Here is a 20,887-nt window from a genome sequence, read left to right as displayed (position 1 = left end):
AGCATGATCATCCGGCCCAAGATCAACCAGTTCGCCGTCCTGTTTACCCTCAAGGGTTCGATTGCCAAGCGCATCGCCCTGCGCACCCTGATGGTCACGTTGCTGGCGTCGGCCATCGTGCTGGTGGAAATGCTCCATCCGAGCAACTTCACCAAGGTCAACGCCACGCCGTTCACCTTGCTCGGTCTGTCACTGTCGATCTTCATGAATTTTCGCAACAACGCCTGCTACGACCGCTGGTACGAAGCGCGCAAGGCCTGGGGTGAGGTGATCGTGCATGTACGTTCGGTGATCCGCGAAACCCACGTCATCCGCGAGTCGGCGCAGCGTCGGCTGTTGCTGCTGAATCTCTGCGGTTTTGCCCATGCCCTGAACGCGCGGTTGCGCCGGGAAAACGAAGCCGCCGCCAGCGCCGAATGGATCACGCCACAACACGATGCACAGGTGCCGGACTACAGCGGGCGCATTTTGCAAACCGTCGGCCAGCAATGTTCCGATCTGCATGAGGCAGGCGATCTCAGTGAATGGCGCTACATGCTGCTGGCCAATCACCTGACCAGCCTGACCCAGGCGCAAGCGGTGTGCGAGCGTATCAAGAACACGCCGCTGCCCTTCCCTTACACCCTGCTGCTGCACCGCACGATCTACCTGTTCTGCATCCTGCTGCCGTTCGCCATGGCCGAACCGCTGGGCTGGCTGACGCCGCTGTTCACGGCGATTGTCAGCTACACCTTTTTCGGTCTGGATGCGATTGCCGATGAACTGGAAGACCCGTTCGGCCGGGATGAAAACGACCTGCCAACCGATGCGCTGGTGCGTGGCATCGAGCGGGATATTCTCTCGGAGCTGGGCACCGAGCCGTTGCCACCGGCGTTGAAACCGGTGGACTACGTGCTGAGTTGATCCGACACCTCCCCCTTCGGGGGAGGAAATTCAATCAATCCAGATGTGCCCAGGTCATGCGGAACGACGCCCCGCCCCACGGTGAATCGCCAACCTCAACCCGGCCGCCATGGGATTGCGACACTCGCCGCACCAATGCCAATCCGAGACCAAAACCACCCGTACGGCGGTCGCGGCTGGCGTCCAGGCGCGAGAACGGTTCGAAAATCTTCTCCCGACCTGCCAGCGGTACACCCGGCCCGTCGTCATTGACCTGCACTTCGTATTGATCGCCGATGCGCACCAGCGACACCTCGACCCGCTGCTCGGCATAACGAATGGCATTGCGCAGCAGATTGATCACCGCCCGCGCCATGAAACGCGGCTCGATCCGCACTTCTTCGACCCGGCATTCGCCGATCAGCAATTGCACCCCGGCGGCCTCGGCTTCCAGGGCGACGCTGCCCACCACACTGTCGAGCCAGTTGGCGGCCTGAATATTTTCGCGGGTGATGACCGTCGCGCCGCGTTCGAGGCTGGCGTAGGTCAGCAGCTCGGAGACCATCTCTTCCAGCTCGCCAAGGTCGGCGTACATGTCGGCGATCAGTTCGCGGTTCTGACTGGCGTCCGGTTGTTGCTTGAGCTGGTCGAGTTCGAACGACAGCCGGGCAATCGGCGTGCGCAGTTCATGAGACACGGCGTTGGTCAGTTCGCGCTGATTGGCGATCAGGCCTTCGATGCGCGCCGCCATCAGGTTGAAGTGTTCGGCCAGATCGCGAATGTTCGAGCGTTTGGAGAGCTGTATGCGCGACGAGAGGTCGTTGTCGCCGAATCGCTCGGCGGCCAGTCGCAGTTTTTCCAGATCGCGCCAGTGCGGACGGACCCAGAAGTACAAGACGATGCCAAGCAGCACCGCCAGCATCAGATAGGCCGCTGCGATGTAGAACGGCATCAGGCTCGGCTCGGGCGGCAATTTGATGCTGAGCACCTGCGAACCGCCGTCGATGTTGCTGATGAACTGGGTGTAGTTGTCGCGAATCACCAACAGGTTCTGCGCCAGTTCAGCCTTTTCCTCGGGCGTCAGGGCCAGTTGATCGGACTCGATCAGGTTCAACGTCAGCCCGTAATGCGGACGCAACGCCTCCAGTTGCGCCTCGCGCGCCGCTCCTTGCTGGTCGCGCATGTGCTCGATCAGCGACCAGGCCTGGCCCCGCACCGCCTCGCGGTTGTAGGCCTGCATCTGGTTGTCGAGCAACGCGTTGAAGGTGTGTTCGACGGTTTGCAGCGCCGCCACCAGCCCGACTGTCATCACCAGAAACAGTCCCAGAAATAACCGCAGCATCTACAGCTCCCACGCGAACGGATTGAACAGATAGCCCTTGCCCCACACGGTCTTGATGCACACCGGTTCGCGGGGATTGTCCTTGAGTTTGTTGCGCAGCTTGCTGATGTACACATCGACGCTGCGATTGAGGCCATCGAAAGCGATGCCGCGCATGCGATTGAGAATGTCATCGCGCGACAGGATATTGCCGGCGGCACTGGCCAGCAGCCACAGCAGTTCGAATTCCATGGTGGTCAGCTCGATCAACTCGCCCGCCAGACGCACTTCGCGGCAACTGCGATCGATGATCAGTTTGCCGAACTCCAGCGAGCTGACCACGCCGCTGTCCGGCACTTGCCGACGTTGCAGGGCACGCAGGCGTGCCAGCAGGACCGGCGGCTTGATCGGTTTGATCACGTAGTCATCGGCCCCGGACTCCAGGCCCAGAATATGGTCGAGGTCATCTTCCTTGGCGGTCAAGATGACAATCGGCGTGTCCGACACGCTGCGGATTTCCCGGCACACGTGCAGGCCGCTTTGCCCCGGCAGCATCAGGTCGAGCACCACGACTTTGGGCTTGAATTCGAGAAACGCGGCCACGGCCAGATCGCCGCGATGCACCGTGCGTACCTCGTAGCCGTGTTGTTCGAGAAAGTGCGCGATCAACGCAGCCAGACGCTCATCGTCTTCCACCAGCAGGACTCTGCCAAAACCCAGGTTATCCATAACAACCGTCGCCAACCCTCAGTGAAGTGGGCGCCATTATGGCGGCATTCGCAGGCCAGACGTTTATCGCAGGCAGCAAAAACCGGCCACTTGGGCCGGTTTTCGTTGATGTTTCATACTCTTAAGAGTTTTTAACAATTCATGCCGCGACGGGCACGCCGCTGTGGAAACGGAATTCCTCGTCCGGCGACTCGATCAGGTCCTGCTCGGCGGCGCGGACTTTCTCGATCACCTGGGCAATGTCCTTGGCGTCACCGTACTGGTAGGCCAGTTTCAGGTAACCCTGGAAATGCCGGGCCTCGCTTTTCAGCAGGCCGAAGTAGAACTTGCCGAGTTCTTCGTCCAGATGCGGCACCAGTGCTTCGAACCGCTCGCAACTGCGCGCTTCGATGAAGGCGCCGACCACCAGGGTGTCGACCAGTTTCACCGGCTCGTGGCTGCGCACCACTTTGCGCAGGCTCGAGGCATAACGGCCGGCGTGCAGCTGGCGCAGTTCGATCTTGCGCCGTTTCATGATGCGCATGACCTGTTCGTGGTGAACCAGTTCTTCCCGGGCCAGACGCGACATCATGTTGATCAGATCGACGTGGGAATGGTACTTGGCGATCAGGCTCAACGCGGTGCTGGCGGCCTTGAACTCGCAGTTCTTGTGGTCGATCAGCAGGGTTTCCTGATCGGCCAGCGCGGCCTGGACCCAAGCGTCAGGCGTGCGGCAACCAAGGAATTCGTGGATTTCGGGAAGGATCATGGGGCTCACGGTCAAAAGGTGTTCGAGCGAAGGGCGCCGATTATACCGGCCTGCCCGCAGACCACCAGCCGCCCGCGTTGATATGCATCAAGTCGCAGACGGATGAGCAGCAACTATAGTTGTGCAACGCCGTGCCTTTTCATTGCTGGAGACTCACTCATGCAAGCCATTCGCAGCATTCTGGTGGTCATCGAACCCGAACACGCGGAAAGCCTGGCGCTCAAGCGCGCCAAGCTGATCGCCGGGGTGACCCAGGCCCATCTGCACCTGCTGGTCTGCGACAAGAAGCACGATCACGCCGGCATGCTCAGCGTGCTCAAGGCCGCGCTGCTGGCGGACGGCTATAGCGTCACCACCGAACAGGCGTGGAACGAGAGCCTGCACGAAACCATCATCGATGTGCAGCAAGCCGAAGGCTGCGGGTTGGTGATCAAACAGCATTTCCCCGACAGCTCGCTGAAAAAGGCCCTGCTGACCCCGGCGGACTGGAAACTGCTGCGCCACTGCCCGACCCCGGTGCTGCTGGTGAAGACCTCGGCCTCCTGGAAAGACCGAGTGATTCTGGTGGCGGTCGATGTGGGCAATGCCGATGGCGAGCACCGCCACCTGCACACCACCCTCATCGATCACGGCTATGACATTGCGAGCCTGGCCAAGGGGCATCTGCACGTCATTACCGCCCATCCGTCACCGATGCTGTCGGCGGCGGACCCGACCTTCCAGCTCAAGGAAACCATCGAGGCGCGCTATCGCGAGCAATGCCGGGCGTTTCAGGCTGAATTCGATGTCGACGACGAGCACTTGCATGTCGAGGAAGGCCCGGCGGATGTGCTGATTCCATTTATGGCGCACAAGCTGCAGGCGGCCGTGACAGTGATTGGCACCGTGGCGCGCACCGGGTTGTCAGGGGCGCTGATCGGCAATACCGCCGAAGTGGTGCTGGATGCGCTGGAGAGTGATGTGCTGGTGCTCAAGCCGCAGGAGGTTGAAGACCATCTGGTGGAGTTGGCGGTGAAACATTAAGCATTGTTGTCATCCTGTGGCGAGCGTGTTCGCCACAGGTAATGCTCACTCGCCCAGCGCATCCTTCAGAAAACCGGGCGCGATGTAGCGCTGATAGTGCGCTTCCGACAGCAGGAAAAATTCCCGATCAATGGCATCGCGCAGTTCCGGCAGGTTCCAGTCGCGAAACTCCGGCAGCAGCACCATCCCGTAGGCTTCCAGATTAATGATCACCCGCGCGCCCCGGGCAATCAGCTGATAGGCCCAGCAATATTCCGACTGATGCGGCACGAAGCGGATCTTGCGCTGTTCCAGTTGCTGACGCAGCCGCGCCGGGTCGAAGACCTCGACCTTGCTGGCCATCACTTGTGACAGCAATTGCTCAAGACGCAACCACACTGCGCGCTTTTCTTCCTCGTTGTAACCGTTCCAGTGGATCACTTCGTGGTGGAAACGCTTGCAGCCACGGCACACCAGATCACCGTAAACAGTGGAGCAGAGGCCGACGCAGGGGGTCTTGATGGTCTGATTGGGCATAGAATGGGCAAAACACTTGAAACGCGGAACAGGTCGGCATGTTAGCCCTTTGTCCGGCATTCATCACCCCTCAAACGTCAGGGACAAGTGCTGGATCAAGGTTTGCCCCACCCGTGCACAACGCAACCAAAGTCCAATAGAGCGCGACTTACCTTTAAATTTTTTTTGCCGTAGAATCAGCCAGCCTTTTTAGGCGCCAATGTCCGTTAGAAGCTGTTTTCAAAGCGTCACGAGCACAGTCGTTCCTTCAGAGCGGTGTTGGCGTAAGGTTTTTCCAGCGGGGAAAAGCCATACGCCAACCCTCATCAGCTCCCCGTTCTGCAGGCGTAAAACTTTGAAAGCAGCTTCTGTAAGGAATTGCCGGTAATTCTGGCCGAACGACCCACAACGTCGTGAGGAGCATGAGTACGGCAATTTCGGGATGAGCGTCCCGGACACCCATTTGGGACCACTGATGAGGGTAATAACTGTGCTTGAAGCCTACCGCAAACATATCGAAGAGCGTGCAGCCCTGGGTATCGTTCCCCAGCCGCTTAACGCCGAACAAACTGCAGGCCTGGTCGAGCTGCTGAAGAATCCTCCGGCTGGCGAAGAAGCTTTCCTCGTTGACCTGATCACCAATCGCGTTCCACCAGGAGTGGACGAAGCCGCCTACGTCAAGGCCGGCTTCCTCTCTGCACTGGCCAAGGGCGAAGTCTCCTCCCCTCTGCTGGACAAGAAGCGCGCTGTAGAACTGCTCGGCACCATGCAGGGCGGCTACAACATCGTGACCCTGGTAGACCTGCTGGACAACGCCGAGCTGGCGCCAGTGGCTGCCGAAGAACTCAAGCACACCCTGCTGATGTTCGATGCCTTCCACGACGTGGCTGAAAAAGCCAAGAACGGCAACGTTCACGCCAAGGCCGTGCTGCAATCCTGGGCTGACGGTGAGTGGTTCAAGAAGCGCCCTGTGCTGGCCGACAAGATCAGCCTGCGCGTCTTTAAGGTGACCGGCGAAACCAACACCGACGACCTGTCCCCTGCTCCAGACGCCTGGTCGCGTCCAGACATCCCGCTGCACGCCCTGGCCATGCTGAAAATGGCCCGTGACGGCATCGTTCCGGACGAGCAAGGCAAGACCGGCCCGATGAAGCAGATCGAAACCATGCGCGGCGAAGGCTTCCCGATCGCCTACGTCGGTGACGTGGTCGGTACCGGTTCCTCGCGTAAATCCGCGACCAACTCGGTTCTGTGGTTCTTCGGCGACGACATCCCTTACGTGCCGAACAAGCGCGGCGGCGGTTTCTGCTTCGGCAGCAAAATCGCTCCGATCTTCTACAACACCATGGAAGATGCCGGCGCACTGCCAATCGAGTTCGACGTATCGAACATGAACATGGGCGACGTGATCGACCTGTACCCGCACGCTGGCAAAGTCTGCAAGCATGGTACCGACGAAGTCATCACCACCTTCGAAATGAAGACCCCGGTTCTGCTGGACGAAGTCCGCGCCGGCGGCCGTATCCCGCTGATCATCGGCCGTGGCCTGACCGAGAAGGCTCGCGCCGAACTGGGTCTGCCTGCGTTCGACCTGTTCAAGAAGCCGGAAGCTCCGGCTGAAAGCACCAAGGGCTTCACCCTGGCGCAGAAAATGGTCGGCAAGGCTTGCGGTCTGGCAGAAGGCAAAGGCGTTCGTCCTGGCACCTACTGCGAACCGAAGATGACCACCGTAGGTTCTCAGGACACCACCGGTCCAATGACCCGTGACGAACTGAAAGACCTGGCGTGCCTGGGCTTCTCCGCTGATCTGGTGATGCAGTCCTTCTGCCACACCGCGGCTTATCCAAAGCCGATCGACGTGACCACCCACCACACCCTGCCTGACTTCATCATGACCCGCGGCGGCGTTTCCCTGCGTCCGGGCGACGGCATCATCCACTCGTGGCTGAACCGTATGCTGCTGCCAGACACCGTGGGTACCGGTGGTGACTCGCACACCCGTTTCCCGATGGGCATCTCGTTCCCGGCCGGTTCCGGTCTGGTCGCGTTCGCCGCTGCCACCGGCGTCATGCCGCTGGACATGCCGGAATCGATCCTGGTGCGCTTCAAAGGCAAAATGAAACCTGGCATCACCCTGCGTGACCTGGTTCATGCCATTCCTTACTTCGCTATCCAGAACGGCCTGCTGACCGTCGAGAAGAAAGGCAAGAAAAACGCCTTCTCCGGCCGCATCCTGGAAATCGAAGGCCTGGAAGGTCTGACCCTGGAACAGGCTTTCGAACTGTCCGACGCTTCGGCCGAACGTTCGGCTGCCGGTTGCACCATCAAGCTGTCGAAAGAGTCGATCACCGAGTACCTGAACTCCAACATCACCCTGCTGCGCTGGATGATCGGCGAAGGCTACGGCGATGCGCGTACTCTGGAACGTCGTGCTCAAGCGATGGAAGCCTGGGTTGCCAACCCGGAACTGATGGAAGCCGATGCCGACGCCGAATACGCCGAAATCATCGAAATCGATCTGGCCGACATCAGCGAGCCTGTACTGTGCGCGCCGAACGACCCGGACGACGCCCGTCTGCTGTCCAGCGTTGCTGGCGAGAAGATCGACGAAGTGTTCATCGGTTCGTGCATGACCAACATCGGTCACTTCCGCGCTGCCGGTAAACTGCTGGATCAGGTCAAGGGTCAGCTGCCAACTCGTCTGTGGCTGTCGCCGCCGACCAAGATGGACGCTCACCAACTGACCGAAGAAGGCTACTACGGCATCTACGGCAAGGCCGGCGCACGCATGGAAATGCCAGGCTGCTCGCTGTGCATGGGTAACCAGGCACGCGTTGAGCCGAACAGCACCGTGGTGTCGACGTCGACCCGTAACTTCCCGAACCGTCTGGGCGACGGCGCGAACGTCTACCTGGCTTCGGCCGAGCTGGCGTCCGTTGCTTCGATCCTGGGTCGCCTGCCGACCGTCGAGGAGTACATGGAATACGCTGGCAAGATCGACAGCATGGCGGCCGACGTTTACCGCTACCTGTCCTTCGACCAGATTGCCGAGTTCCGTGAAGCTGCTGCGAACGCCAACATTCCGGTCGTTCAAGCCTAACGCTGCAACGCAATGAAAAACGCCGCCCATCGCAAGATGTGCGGCGTTTTTTTATGCCTCCGGAAACTCATGCATTGAGCTTGAGTGCCTGCTGTACCGCCTCGTCCACACTCAAACCGCTCAGCAACACCTGCTCGCGTTCCAGTTCTGGCAACTGCGTCAGCACGGTCTGCGCCTCATGCTTGAGGCGCGCCAGAATCAACAGTTTGTCCTCGGCCCGCACCTGCAGGAAGAACGCTTCCAGCGCTTCGATGCTGGTGCCGTCCAGGTCCGGCGATTCTTCCAGACTCAGGATGATCGTGTGCACCGCTGCCGGCGCATGACGGGCCAAGCGCAGCGCACCGCCGAGAATGCGCTCCACATTGGCGAAAAACAGCGCCTCACTTGGCCGCACAATCAGCACGCCGGGGATTTCCCGGGCATCCGGATGGCGCTGCACGTCGACATAGTCGTGACCACCGCCCATTTGCCCCAGCACCTGGATATCCGCCGATGACATCTGCTTGAGCATCAACACCACGCTGATTGCTACTGCCAACAGCAAACCGTCGAGCACGCCCAGCACCAGCACCGCCGCCACGGCGCAGATCACCAATAAACGATCACGGCGCCAGATGAAATACCGGCCCAGCGGTTGCAGGCTCAAAGCCCGTCCCAAGGCATGAATCACGATGGCGGCCAGCACCGGTTCCGGGGTCAGGGCGATGTACGGCAGCACCGTCAACACGATCAGCAGCACCACTGCCGCCGCGACAATACCCGCCAATCGCGATGTGGCGCCTGCTGCTTCATTGGCCGATGTTGCCGAATACCCCGCTCCGGCCGGCATGCCATAAAACAGCCCGGACAACAGATTGGACGCGCCTAGAGCCAACAGATCGCGGTTCGAAGAAACCTTGTCGCCGTGCTTCAGGGCAAACGAGCTGATCGAGCCATAAGACTCGGCATACAGAATCATCACCATGGCGAACGCCAGTTCCCCGAGGCGCAGCCAGTCGGCAAACGGCATGTTCGGCAGGCGTGGCACCTCCAGCGCCAGATCGATGACCCCGATCAGTTTCACCCCGTGGGCCGGCAGGTTCAGCCATTGGCTGGCGGCAATGCCCAACGCCACCACGATCAAACCGCCCGGCACCCGGCGAAAACGCGCACAGACCATCAATAACAGCAACGCCACCAGCGCGACCCCGGCACCCGCCAGGTTCCATTGCGGCCACTGCTCCAACAACTGCGGCAGGAAGCGAATCAGGTTGCTGTCCGTCAGGTGAACATCGACGACGCTCGCCACCTGTTTGAGGATGATCGTCACCGCCAACCCCAGGGCGAACCCGCGCAACACCGGTTTGGCGATGAACGAAGTGACGCTGCCGAGCTTGAACAGTCCCGCCAAAAGAAACAGCACGCCGGTCATCAACACCAGACCGACTGCCAGGCTCAGGCGCAATGCCGGATCACCACCGGCCAGCGAAGCCGTTGCCGCCGCCAGCACCGCTGCCGAGGATGAGGTGGCCGAAACCACGGCAAACCGACTGGTGCCCATCAGCGCGTAACACAACAACCCGGCAAACAACGCGATCACCCCGGCCTGGGGTGGCAGCGCGGCAATGCTGGAGTAGGCCACCGCCTCGGGCAGCAACAGGCCGGCAATCGACAACCCGGCCAGCAGATCCTGACTGCGACTTTGTACTTCGGGTCGGGAGGAAGCGCTCAGGGGTTCAGTTGACAATCGGACCCACCCACCCCGGCAGATACCGAGCCTCCTGGCTGCGCGCCAGGTTCATGGCTTTGGTCTGTAATTTCGGACTCAGATCGTTGATCTGGTCGCTGGCGATGCGGCTGCGAAAGAAGTCCGCCCACAGGAATTCGCTGTAGGGCGTGGCGTCCTTGGCGTAGCCACCGGCCCGGCGCAAGCGTCCGGCAAGGCTGCGATAAGGATCGTCCTGCAGATCGACTATGGATTTGGGAATCGCTTCGAAGGAGCGCCTGGCACCGCGACCATCATAGGGATGCGCCCACTGGTTGAAGTTCATCACGCTCCAGAACGTCACCGGGTCGACAAAGGAAAGGTCCTTGAGCACCAGCAATGAAGCCTTCTTGACCTCTTCCTCAATCAGCGCAAGACCGAAGTGGTGGTGATCGACGATGTAATAGACGCCTTCAGGCCCGAGCACACTGGGGAACCAGTGATTATCCAGCGCTGCCGCCCGCTCCTTGCGTTTGAGTTTCTTCCATTCCTGACGCTTGTCGGCGACTTCGGCGAGGCCGACCGTGAGCTGGGTGGGATGGAGTTTTTCCAGTTTGGCGCTGATCAGTTGCGGTCGGGCACGGGGCATGAGGCATCTCCGGGAAAAGTGCCTTTCAAGCGTAGCCGTTTATGCCGTGGGATGTGTGCCCTGGATCAGGCACCGGAAGGTCTTGCAAAAACGGGGGCGAATCGCTCGCCCCCGCTTGGTGCTGCTGGTCTGGAATCAGGCCGTCAGCGAGTAGATCAACGCCGAAATCGCCACCAGGCCGACGGCGGTGACAAACACGTTCGACGCCTGGCCACGATAGCGGGCCATTGCCGGCACTTTGCGAATCGCGTACATCGGCATCAGGAACAGGATCGCCGCGATGACCGGACCACCGATGGTCTCGATCATGCCGAGGATGCTCGGGTTCAGGGTCGCCACGATCCAGCACACCACCAGCATGAACGCCGCAACGATGCGATCCAGCGCCTTGGCGCCCGGACGCTTGCCGCTTTTGACGATCAGGCCTTTCAGACCTTCGCTGGCACCGATGTAGTGACCGAGGAACGACTTGGAGATGGCCACGAACGCAATCAACGGCGCTGCGAAAGCGATGGTCGGGTTGCTGAAGTGGTTGGCCAGGTACGACAGGATCGACAGGTTCTGCGCCTTGGCTTCAGCCAGTTGCTCTGGCGACAGGGTCAGCACGCAACTGAAGACGAAGAACAGCACCATCACCACCATCAGCAGGTGGGCGCGGGACAGTATCTGCGAGCTGCGCTCGTCAGCGTGAACACCGTAGCGACGCTTCTGGTCCACCGCAAACGCCGAGATGATCGGTGAGTGGTTGAACGAGAACACCATCACCGGAATCGCCAGCCACAGCGTGTGCAGCAGCGCCGACGGCGCCGGCACCTGCGAAGCGGTGGACAGGATGCCGCCGTTCCAGTGCGGAATCAGGTACACGGCGAGGAACAGCAGCGCAACGATGAACGGATACACCATCAGACTCATCGCCTTGACGATCACTTGTTCGCCGCAGCGCACCACAGCCAGCAGGCCGAGGATCAGCACGAACGACAGCAGCGCGCGCGGTGGCGGCGTGATGTGCAGTTGGTGTTCGAGGAAGCTGGCGACCGTGTTGGTCAGGCCGACGCTGTAGATCAGCAGGATCGGGAAGATCGCGAAGAAGTACAGCAACGTGATCAGCGCACCGGCCTTGATGCCGAAATGCTGCTCCACCACCTCAGTGATGTCGGCGCCTTCGCGACCGGAAAGCACGAAGCGGGTCAGGCCGCGGTGTGCAAAGAAGGTCATGGGGAATGCCAGCAGCGCGAGAATCACCAGCGGCCAGAAGCCACCCAGACCTGCGTTGATCGGCAAAAACAGGGTACCGGCGCCGATGGCCGTCCCAAACAGTCCCAACATCCAGGTAGTGTCATGGCGATTCCAGCTCGACAGTTGCGCTGGTGCTGCCGCTTCAAAGCGTTGTTCGACGCTATTGGCCTGATCATTCATCCGGTCGGATCTCCGCATTCCGGTCACTTGCCACTCGGTCAGGACGCGTCGGAAAAAACCGACAGACATGCTCCGGCCGAAACAGGGGCGCGATTCTCCGCGATAAATGAGCGGAAGCAAAGACTTAGCTGAGGAATGGTTGTGCGGAGCAGATTGGAGCGATGTCGTTTCTTGGAATATTGCTGTCGGCAACAGGTACGCTTGATGTCGTTTTATGACGCGTCCCGGTGCCGAATGTGATCAGAAAAACCTGGTCAAATCGATCGGCCCACTATGAAGCCAAGTGACATGCAGAAGAGACCGAAACCCAGCATGCTCCAGACCGGGTACCTGCCCTCTTTGTCTTTGATTCGCATTTTTTCGACCCACTCATCGTACTCTCGATCTGCTTGTTCAATGATGGCCTGGCGGTCAAATGTGTTCATGTTGGCTCCTTCGGGTCAAGGGTCTGTTTTTTATGAGTAGCGAATACTCAAAACTTGAAGTAAACACTTGCTACTGCAGTGATTGCGGTCACCACACCACCCAATACTGCGATTGGATACAGGTATATTTCACTGTTCAGCTTTTTAACCTCCGCCAAAAGCTTTTGCCTTTCAGCAACGAGTTTTCGTGATTCATGCAGTAACCTTTCGAGTTCCAGCTCTTCGCGGTTGTTCTGAAGCATTGGCCTTCCTTGGCTAATGGCAATCACCGTTCAGGTTGCTGCCCCATCCTGAAGAGCGCATCCCGTCTTGCCTGAATGATTTCGCATTTCTCACCCCGTCAGATAGCGGATAAATCCACCAGCATCCGTAGGCAGCTTCCGTAACTTTTGCAGGACGGCACTGACATCGTCGAACGGCTTTAAACAGCCTCACCGACTGGCATTTTTCGGCTATACCCAATGGCGAACCGACTGACAGCCGCTTCCAGTCCCCTGCCCCAAGGAGCCTTTTCATGCCCCTCGTCCGTGTCGAACTCAAGAAACGTCCCGACCCGACCTTCGCCAAACGCGTCGGCGAGCAGATCTACGCCGCGATGCGCAGCACGATCAATGTCCCGGAGCACGACAACTTCCAGATCCTGGCCGAGCACGACGGCGAGCATTTCATCTTCGATACGCAATACCTGGGGATCCAGCGCAGCGACCAACTGGTGATCATCCAGATCACCCTCAATGAGGGCCGGACGCTGGAGCAGAAAAAAGCGCTGTACCAGACCATCGCCCAGAACCTGAACACGCACCTGTCGATCCGTCTGGAGGATGTGTTCATCAATCTGGTGGAAGTGAAGAAAGAAAACTGGTCATTCGGCAACGGCATCGCCCAGTACGCCAGTTGATGCATCTGTTGACAGCCCGTTGACGCCGCCAGCATGATCGGCCCCATGAACCTTTGCGCGTTGCACCTCACCCGCACCACCACGACCGCCACCGGCGGGTCGTGGTGTTTGCGCCTGAGGTAAATCCAGCGCAGCAAACCCAAGGCCCCGCCAGCAATGGACGGGGCCTTGTTGTTTCTCCCGTCCGTGCGGCACGTTTGGTACCGAAGGAGAAACACCATGCCCGCAGCACTGTTGATCATCGATATGCAGGTCGGCCTGTTCCAGGGTCAGGAAAAGCCCCACGACGGCGAACGTATGCTCGCCAACATCCAGCACTTGATCGCCCAGGCACGCCAACAGCAAGTGCCGATCCTTGCCGTGCGCCACACCGGCCCGGTTGGCTCGCCGATTGCCGCCGGCAGCGCGTTCTGGCAGTTATTGCCAGCACTTGAGCTGGCCGCTGAAAACGCCACCTTCATCGACAAATCCCGCCCCAATGCCTTCCACGGCACAGATCTGGCTCAACAACTCAACGCCGCGAAAATCGAAGATCTGTACATCGTCGGCATGAAAACCCAGTTCTGCATCGACAGCACCTGCCGCGCCGCTGCCGATCTGGGCTTCAAACCATTGCTGGTAGCCGATGCCCACACTTGCATGGACACACCCGCACTACCGGCCCAAGCGATCATCGAGCACCACAACGCAACCCTCGGCGCGGCGTTCGCGCGGTTGATCAACACTGCCGACGTTGCCTTCTGACGAAGCGCCCGCGCGCTCCCCGTATCAGCTCCTACACTGGCTGGTGCGGGGCAGTGCCGGCCATTGCCAAACCGCTCTGGAATCAGCACTCTGACACGACTTTCGCGACCGACACGCCGACGATCACAGGAGCCGAGCAATGCCCGCCACCGTTCTGGTACTGGTTGAAACCATCAATGACTACCTGCCCATTCTTGAACGACAGGGCTTTCACCTGATCCTCGCCCCGACGCCCGCCGAACGCGCCCAGGCCATTGCCACCCACGGCGCACGCATCGACGCGGTGCTGACCCGTGGCCCGCTGGGGTTGTACGCCGAAGAAATCGCCGCGTTGCCCGCGCTGAAAATCATCTGCGTGATCGGCGCCGGCTACGAACAGGTGGACCTGCAAGCCGCCAGCAACCGGGGCCTGACCGTCACCAACGGCGCCGGCGTCAACGCCTCGTCGGTGGCTGACCATGCCATGGCGTTGCTGCTGTCGCTGGTGCGCGACATTCCGCGCTGTGACGCGGCCGTGCGCCGTGGCGAATGGCCGAAGATCATGCGCCCGTCCCTGGCGGGCAAGCGGCTGGGGATTCTCGGCCTCGGCGCGGTGGGAATGGCCATCGCCAAACGGGCGAACCTGGGCTTCGACATGGAGATCAGCTACCACAACCGCCAGGTGCGCAGCGATGTGCCCTACGCCTTCTGTTCGACCCCCACCGAACTGGCGCGAGCCTCGGACTTTCTGGTGGTGGCGACGCCCGGCGGCATCGGCAGCCAGCATCTGGTGACCCGTCCCGTGCTGGACGCACTGGGGCCCAAAGGCTTTATCGTCAACATCGCCCGCGCCAGCGTGATCGCCACGGCGGACTTGATCACGGCACTTGAGCAACGGCGAATCGCCGGCGCCGCACTGGATGTGTTCGACCACGAACCCCGGGTGCCGGACGCACTGAAAACCCTGAGCAACGTGATTCTCACCCCGCACGTCGCCGGGCTGTCACCGGAAGCCACCCAGGGCACCGTGGAGCTGGTGGGGAAAAACCTGGTGGCGTTCTTTGCCGGGGAGCCGGTGCTGACACCGCTGACACTGCCGCCGAAGCAGAACAACCAGCGCGTGCACTAAAGCACGCCGAGCAACGTCCACAGCCGCCGCGATTCGGCGTCGGCCGAGATCAACTCGCCGAGCAGTTCGCTCAACGGCTTGTTGCCCCACTCCACCCCGCGCCGGATCAGGTATGGCACGGGGCTGTGAGGTTCGGTGCGGGCCAGGTATTCGGCGATCAGCAGCAATTGCCGATAGGCTTCTTCGCGGTTCGCCGGCTCACGAAAGACCTGCGCCGCCACGGGCGCTTCATCGACCGGCTGCGCCTCCACCACGGGGGCTTCGACAGGGGCAACCGGCGCCGGTTTTTGTGGGTGCATGGCGATGAACTCCTGTACCAGTTTCAGCAGCGCTTGAATGATCTCCTGCAAGGGCTGCAACCCCGGCCCCTGATCGCCCAGATACATATCGCTCCAGGCGTTCAGACGCTGCAGGTGTTGCTGGCTCAGCAGCAGGTTGCCCTGTTGGCGCAGCCAGAATGCCAATGGCGTGGCGCGCACCTGATCGCTGAGTTTCTTCTGTTCATTGCGTGCGGTTTCCGCCGAGGCCTTGGCATTCTTGCTGTCGTTGACCTGCACCTGCTGCACCTGTAAACGGCGCCAGGTTTCCAGGTTGTATGCCTCGAAATCGCTGTTGTGCGAGCCGAACAGCGGCACCCGGGTCAGCAGCACCTCACTGTACCGACGCACCAGCCACTCCAGCGGAATCACCCGCCACGACTGATCACCCTCCTCGGCCTGCGGGTGCAACTGTTCGGGATAGCGCTCACACAATCCGGCGATCAGCGCCAGGCTGCCGGGCAATCCGTCCAGCCCTTGAAGGTGCAGCCAGGCCTCGCCGAGCCAGGCGCTGAGCATCAGGTCCTTGCTGCGTTCGATCAGCAACGTCGTGGTGAGTTTTTCCACTTCCGGCCAGTTCGCCTGTTTCAGCGTCGATTGCCAGACCCCGGTCGGCAGGCTCGCATCGTCCTCGCGACGCAGGTCGCGCAATTGATCGAACTCGCGTTCGTAACGCAGATCCGCACCACACGGCGCGTCGGCGCTGATCGGGGCGAGCAACTGATCGATCAGGTCGGGCAAGGTTGCAGATGGCAGGCTCACAGGCCCTCCTCGCGGGATTCAATGGCGGCGGTGGTGCCGGTCGCCTGAAACGGCGAACGCGGCGCACGGGTCGGCAACGGTGGAATCGACAACGGCAGTTTCGAACCCTGGCTCATCAACGACAGGCGCACGAACATCCGGGTGAACTCCGTGGTGACACTGTCGTTGAGCGCGGTGACCGGCAGGCGCAGGGTCAGCGGAAAGTCCGTGTAATCCATGCTCGGCTGACGCTGCACCGAGAAGTGCGCGCGCATCAGCCGCAGCAACGACCATGGCCCGCCGTACTCCCAGCCCGCCTCCATGTCCCGCACCACCAGGTTCGGTTGCAGCGGATCGTTGACCGGGCGCTCGCGACCGTTGCGCGCCCAGCGCAGGGTCAGGCGGATCGGCTGGCCGACCATCCAGCGCAGGTTCGTCTGCTCGGCAGTGGGATAGCTGATCTGCTGACTGCCCGCCAGCAAGCCTCCGGCGATCACCTGATCGGCACCGCGCTCATCGTCGCGGTCGGTGCGCCAGCGAACGTCCATCTCGACACCGAGAATGCCGCTCTTGTCGCGTACGAACAGCGGGGTCAGCCACAGGCTCGCCTGCTTCAAACGGTTGAGAAAATCTTCCGCCGCCAGTCGTTCCGGGGTCTGACTCAGCACCAACCCGGCCTGGGCGACCGGCAAGCGTTTGTCGATGATTTCCAGAAAATGCTGCACCCGCGCCGGGTCGGCATCCTGCGCCTGCAAACCGTTGGCAAACGGGAAGCGATCGGCCAGGTACTGATTGAAATAGTTGGCCAGTTCATTCCACGCCGCTGCTGCCTGTTGCTGTTGCAGGTACTGGCAACGCTGCATGGCCGACTGTTGCAATTCCACCGCACGCATTGCCAGAGTGCCGCGCCCGCCTGCCAGATTGGCGGTTTGCAACACCTGTACGCAGGAGCCGGTGTCCATCTCGATGAAATCGCGGCTGACCAATTGCTCGATCTGTGCCGGCGAACTGGCCGGGTTCGAATCCTTGTACTTGAGCAGTTCGTCGTTGAGCGCGCTGAACTGGGTCACCCGTTCGTAATCCAGCGCCGACAGATTGCCCTGCTGGGTCATCAGCCATTGCAATGCCGACGTGCGCCGCTCGGTGATGCCGAGCATGGTGTTGAATTGCTGCTTGAGGCTCAGCTTCAAGTCCTGCACATCGCTGGCGCCGTACAGTTGCAGACCGAGGTTTTTCGAGCCGTCCCACTGGCTGATTTCAGTCCGTCCGCCGAACAGCGGTTGTGCGGTGATTTCATCCAGACCGTTGATGATCTGCGCCATGGCCCGACGGTTCAACGCACCTTGCAGACGCGCCGCCAGATCGCTGCGATGGACTTCAACAAACGCCTTCTGCAAAGCCATGGCCTGCTCGGCCTGCACATTGAACACCGCATAGGGATGAGTCTGGTCGTTGTGATCTTTCAGGCTCAGCCACATGGCCTGCGCCGCCGCGCCTTCAGCCGCTTGCAGCAGCGCACCGCGATAAGCCGGGGGAATGCGCGGCAGTTCTTCGGCGACATAACTCTTGTAGCTGGCGAAATAGTTGAGCGATGTGTTGAGATCGTCGCCATCGACGGTCTGGCCTTGCAGGTTGACGTTGTCTTCGGTGGCGCGCATGGCGATGGACACGAAGTCGCGCTTGAACAGCGCCTGCACCGCGTTATTGAGCTTCACCACCTGATCCTGCAACGCCAGTTGCCCGCTGCCCTGCTGCACCAGCAAGTTGCCGCGCGAACCGACCTGAGCGATCCACTGATCACGGAAACTCTGCTGCAACTTGCCCGCCTGGGCGTCGAGTTGTTGCTCGACCGCCGGCCCGAGCAACGTGCTCTTGCGCACCTTGTCGAGAAACTCGCGGTAGCCCGGCACCAGTTCCTGGCCCTTGCCGCGACTCCAGGTCGAATTGGTCAGGGCGATCGCCGCTTGCAGGTCATCGATCAGCGCGCGCAGGTCTTCCAGCTCGCTGAGGCTGTTGCCACTCCCGGCCTCAAGCTGTTCCAGGTGCAGCTTGAGGTAGCCGGCCTTGCTGACAAAATTGTCGGCCAGAAAATACTGATCGAGCCAGCGCTCCATCAGCCCGTTGAAGTTGCTGACGATCAGCGGCCGCTCGACACTCAGATCCAGCGCCTGCAAATCACCATTGTCCCCTGCCGCCAACAGCCGGTTGTAATAAGCGGCGTGGGGCACCGTCGCCGCGTTGAGGTTGAGCGACAGCGCGTTGTTGCTCAGTTGCACCAGATCGTCCAGCGGTGCCCGCTGATTGTTCTGCACCTCAGCGAACAACTGGTTCTGTTGCTCCAGGCGCAGCGCCCGGTCCACCAGGTCCGTGGCTTTCTGGTAGTTCTGCCACTGGGCCGGGTCTTCGCTTTCGACGCTGTTGCGCCGATCCGCCACGCGGATCGCCTTGATCTTCGCCAGCTCCGCCACCAGCAACGCATGCAGCGGCTGAACCATATGACGCTGGGCAGCCTGGAACACCGCCCGTTCGATCTTCACGTCCACAGAGGAAATCCACGAAGACGGAAACGCCAGCGACACGTAGTGCCAGTGCGGCGCTTTTTCCAGTACCCGCCAGAAGCTCTGCACGTTGCGCCGGGTCGGCTCGACGCGGTGCGCCTCGTCGGTGACCGTGACGTAGCTCTTGTGCGCGCCTTGCATCAGCCGCGCCAGTTCATGGGCGTCCTTGACCGACTGGTTCCACACCCAGAACATCGCCAGCGCCCAGACGACCCCGACCACCAGCGCCACGCCGGCCGTCAGTCGTTGCCAACGCTGACGCAGGCGCAACAGCCGTGGCACCCCTTGCGCCAGACCACGCTCACCGACCAGGCGCTGGCGCCACAACTGACGCATGAACACACTGCGCTGCAAGCCGCTGTCATCGGCGCTGAACCCGTCGAGCGCATCCTCGCAGGGTTGATTGGCGCTGAAATACACACCGCGAAAACACGGTGCCTCGCCCTGCGCGTTGCCCTGAAACACCGGCTCAAGCACGTTTTGCAGACCCCGTCGCAGCGTTTCGAGACGCTCCGGCAAGGCATACAGGTCAGCACTCAAATGCCCGGACAAGGTGCCGAGTTCAATCACTGCTTCGGCGACGGCGCGGTGCAGGCGATCCAGCGCCTGATCACTCCACTGCCCCTGCCACACCGCATCCCGCGCAAACGGCGATGACCAGCCCAGGGTGCGTTCGCGTGCCTCATCAGGCAGCGCACTGATCAGGTCCTGAAACCCCGGCAGTTCCTCAAGCCCGGTGACGATCACGTACACCGGTACACTCAGGCCAAAGCGCTGCAGCAGATCGATGAAACGTCGGCGCGCCGCAAGCCCCAACTGCGTCGCCTGCTCCAGATTGCCGAGGCGACTGACCGGCACGGTCCAGATCACCCCGTCGAGCGGACGCTTGCTGCGCAGGCGCAGGATCAGCCCGAGCAGTCGCCACCAGCCGCCACGTTGCAGATGCATGCCGTCTTCCGGCAGAAACAAGCCTTGGGGCACCACCAGCACCGCACCTTCCGGGTCCGACCACCAACGGCCGAACCAGGCCGGTTTGTCGGTGGGTTGCAGGCGCCACTCGGTCACCAGTTGCGTGCCTTGGACTTCATCGCCGAGCATCAGCAACCATGGCAACTGATAGCGATCGTGAGTGCCCTGCTCTTGCTCCATGTGCCGCACCGCAAGATAGAAGCTGCGGATCGCCGCGCCGCTTCGAGTGCGCAGCCACCACACCGCCACACCGACGATCACCAGCAGCAACAGCACCGCGACCACCCACGCGACGATCGACAAGGTACTCATGAGTCTTGCTCCGGCGCCGCCATCGAGTCGGTGGTTTGCAGCACCGGTTCCAGTTCGGAACGAATGTCGCTCCACAAGAACTGGCCGACCCCGGTCAGCAACAGCACCATCGCCAGAATGCCCAACGCCAGACGAAAACCGTCCGGCAACGCCGTGCGCACCGGCAGTTGCAGGGGTGCGACCAGCGACGGCTGGACCAGTCGTTCGCTGACATCGTCGTAACTGGCCTCGTCCTGCCAGGCAAAGGTGAACAGCGCCAGCCGCCACTTTTCCAATTGCGCCTGACTGTGCTCGCCACGCAGACGCCCATGGAAACCGAGGATCAGACATTGCAGGTAGACGTTGGCGAGGTCACGGGTGGTGGGTTGTTGTTCATCGAGAAGGGTTTGAATCGCCGCCGGCACTTGCTCACCCGCCTGACGGCTGGAATACAGGCGCGACTCCAGCGGTTTGTCTTGCCAGGCGCCCTGGCCCGGCCATGGGCTGAACAGCAGGGTTTCATCGACCAGCGCAACGAAGGCGTACACCAGCGCCTTGACCTGTTCGGTCGCCGAGTCGCCAACCCGCGAAAACGCCGTGCGCCACAGTCGCTGTGAAGCCTGGGTGGACAGCTCGACCACGGTTTCGACCAGCGCCGCATCGTCCTCGATGTCCTTGGGCAATTGAGTCCAGTCCAGTTGCCATTGCTGCCACGTCTGACGGAACGCGCTGCTCAACGGTGCGTCCTGCAACCCAAGGCTTGCGGCACTTCCTTGCGACATACGGCGT

Annotated in this window: 18 protein-coding genes; 6 read left to right on the top strand and 12 right to left on the bottom strand. The window is 61.0% G+C overall.

The window, feature by feature from the left end:
• The first annotated feature begins 3 nt into the window (after positions 1-3).
• Positions 4-903, top strand: coding sequence for a bestrophin family protein (locus AC1RMX_RS13590; RefSeq protein WP_096820198.1), 900 nt, complete (start codon positions 4-6; stop codon positions 901-903).
• Between the two features lie 34 nt (positions 904-937).
• Here the strand turns inward: AC1RMX_RS13590 and AC1RMX_RS13585 are convergent, their stop codons facing one another.
• The 3 genes from AC1RMX_RS13585 to AC1RMX_RS13575 form a co-directional block, all read right to left on the bottom strand.
• Positions 938-2,224: an ATP-binding protein gene (locus AC1RMX_RS13585; RefSeq protein WP_096820199.1), complete on the bottom strand. Its 1,287-nt coding sequence runs from the start codon at positions 2,222-2,224 to the stop codon at positions 938-940.
• A complete protein-coding gene (locus AC1RMX_RS13580) occupies positions 2,225-2,932 on the bottom strand; it encodes a response regulator (RefSeq protein WP_493072257.1) in 708 nt (235 codons plus the stop codon).
• Between the two features lie 139 nt (positions 2,933-3,071).
• Positions 3,072-3,680, bottom strand: a complete 609-nt coding sequence (locus tag AC1RMX_RS13575; RefSeq protein ID WP_085610660.1) for a MiaE family protein — start codon at positions 3,678-3,680, stop codon at positions 3,072-3,074.
• 159 nt (positions 3,681-3,839) lie between these two features.
• Here AC1RMX_RS13575 and AC1RMX_RS13570 point away from each other — a divergent pair, with 159 nt between their 5' ends.
• Positions 3,840-4,703 carry a universal stress protein gene (locus AC1RMX_RS13570; protein WP_096820201.1) on the top strand — a complete coding sequence of 288 codons (864 nt, stop codon included), beginning with the start codon at positions 3,840-3,842 and terminating at the stop codon, positions 4,701-4,703.
• A gap of 45 nt (positions 4,704-4,748) precedes the next feature.
• Here the strand turns inward: AC1RMX_RS13570 and AC1RMX_RS13565 are convergent, their stop codons facing one another.
• The gene (locus tag AC1RMX_RS13565) at positions 4,749-5,219 is read right to left on the bottom strand and encodes a DUF1289 domain-containing protein (RefSeq protein ID WP_085711613.1); all 471 of its coding nucleotides are present in this window, start codon (positions 5,217-5,219) and stop codon (positions 4,749-4,751) included.
• A gap of 469 nt (positions 5,220-5,688) precedes the next feature.
• Here AC1RMX_RS13565 and acnB point away from each other — a divergent pair, with 469 nt between their 5' ends.
• Positions 5,689-8,298 carry a bifunctional aconitate hydratase 2/2-methylisocitrate dehydratase gene (gene acnB, locus AC1RMX_RS13560; protein ID WP_096820202.1) on the top strand — a complete coding sequence of 870 codons (2,610 nt, stop codon included), beginning with the start codon at positions 5,689-5,691 and terminating at the stop codon, positions 8,296-8,298.
• Positions 8,299-8,365: 67 nt separating this feature from the next.
• Here acnB and AC1RMX_RS13555 read toward each other — a convergent pair whose 3' ends face one another.
• From AC1RMX_RS13555 to AC1RMX_RS13535, 5 genes are all read right to left on the bottom strand, one after another.
• A complete protein-coding gene (locus tag AC1RMX_RS13555) occupies positions 8,366-10,024 on the bottom strand; it encodes a SulP family inorganic anion transporter (protein WP_493072255.1) in 1,659 nt (552 codons plus the stop codon).
• On the bottom strand, positions 10,014-10,631 hold the full coding sequence (locus AC1RMX_RS13550) for a ParB-like protein (protein ID WP_192558305.1): 618 nt from the start codon (positions 10,629-10,631) through the stop codon (positions 10,014-10,016). The genes AC1RMX_RS13555 and AC1RMX_RS13550 overlap by 11 nt, the downstream gene beginning before the upstream one ends.
• 135 nt (positions 10,632-10,766) lie before the next feature.
• On the bottom strand, positions 10,767-12,047 hold the full coding sequence (locus AC1RMX_RS13545; RefSeq protein ID WP_096820204.1) for an HAAAP family serine/threonine permease: 1,281 nt from the start codon (positions 12,045-12,047) through the stop codon (positions 10,767-10,769).
• 254 nt (positions 12,048-12,301) lie between these two features.
• Positions 12,302-12,472 (bottom strand): hypothetical protein, encoded by a 171-nt coding sequence (locus AC1RMX_RS13540; protein WP_176504838.1) that lies wholly within the window; start codon positions 12,470-12,472, stop codon positions 12,302-12,304.
• 47 nt (positions 12,473-12,519) lie between these two features.
• The gene (locus tag AC1RMX_RS13535) at positions 12,520-12,714 is read right to left on the bottom strand and encodes a hypothetical protein (RefSeq protein ID WP_096820205.1); all 195 of its coding nucleotides are present in this window, start codon (positions 12,712-12,714) and stop codon (positions 12,520-12,522) included.
• 272 nt (positions 12,715-12,986) lie between these two features.
• Between AC1RMX_RS13535 and AC1RMX_RS13530 the strand changes: the two genes are divergently transcribed.
• The 3 genes from AC1RMX_RS13530 to AC1RMX_RS13520 all read left to right on the top strand — a co-directional run bounded on the left by AC1RMX_RS13530 (position 12,987) and on the right by AC1RMX_RS13520 (position 15,222).
• The gene (locus tag AC1RMX_RS13530) at positions 12,987-13,370 is read left to right on the top strand and encodes a tautomerase family protein (protein ID WP_096820206.1); all 384 of its coding nucleotides are present in this window, start codon (positions 12,987-12,989) and stop codon (positions 13,368-13,370) included.
• Between the two features lie 219 nt (positions 13,371-13,589).
• Positions 13,590-14,114, top strand: coding sequence for a cysteine hydrolase family protein (locus AC1RMX_RS13525; RefSeq protein WP_096820207.1), 525 nt, complete (start codon positions 13,590-13,592; stop codon positions 14,112-14,114).
• A 139-nt stretch (positions 14,115-14,253) separates the two neighbouring features.
• On the top strand, positions 14,254-15,222 hold the full coding sequence (locus AC1RMX_RS13520) for a 2-hydroxyacid dehydrogenase (protein ID WP_493065067.1): 969 nt from the start codon (positions 14,254-14,256) through the stop codon (positions 15,220-15,222).
• Here AC1RMX_RS13520 and tssA read toward each other — a convergent pair.
• The 3 genes from tssA to AC1RMX_RS13505 are packed head-to-tail and all read right to left on the bottom strand — an operon-like array spanning position 15,219 to position 20,880.
• The gene (gene tssA, locus AC1RMX_RS13515) at positions 15,219-16,301 is read right to left on the bottom strand and encodes a type VI secretion system protein TssA (RefSeq protein WP_493072252.1); all 1,083 of its coding nucleotides are present in this window, start codon (positions 16,299-16,301) and stop codon (positions 15,219-15,221) included. The two genes, AC1RMX_RS13520 and tssA, sit on opposite strands and share 4 nt — an antisense overlap.
• Positions 16,298-20,119, bottom strand: a complete 3,822-nt coding sequence (locus AC1RMX_RS13510; protein WP_493072250.1) for a type VI secretion system protein — start codon at positions 20,117-20,119, stop codon at positions 16,298-16,300. Before AC1RMX_RS13510 ends, tssA begins: the two co-directional genes overlap by 4 nt.
• Positions 20,116-20,880: a DotU/TssL family secretion system protein gene (locus AC1RMX_RS13505; RefSeq protein WP_096820211.1), complete on the bottom strand. Its 765-nt coding sequence runs from the start codon at positions 20,878-20,880 to the stop codon at positions 20,116-20,118. Before AC1RMX_RS13505 ends, AC1RMX_RS13510 begins: the two co-directional genes overlap by 4 nt.
• Positions 20,881-20,887 lie beyond the last annotated feature (7 nt).

Source organism: Pseudomonas sp. GW822-FHT03F04, assembly GCF_058801405.1.
This window is presented reverse-complemented; position numbering and strand designations above follow the sequence as displayed.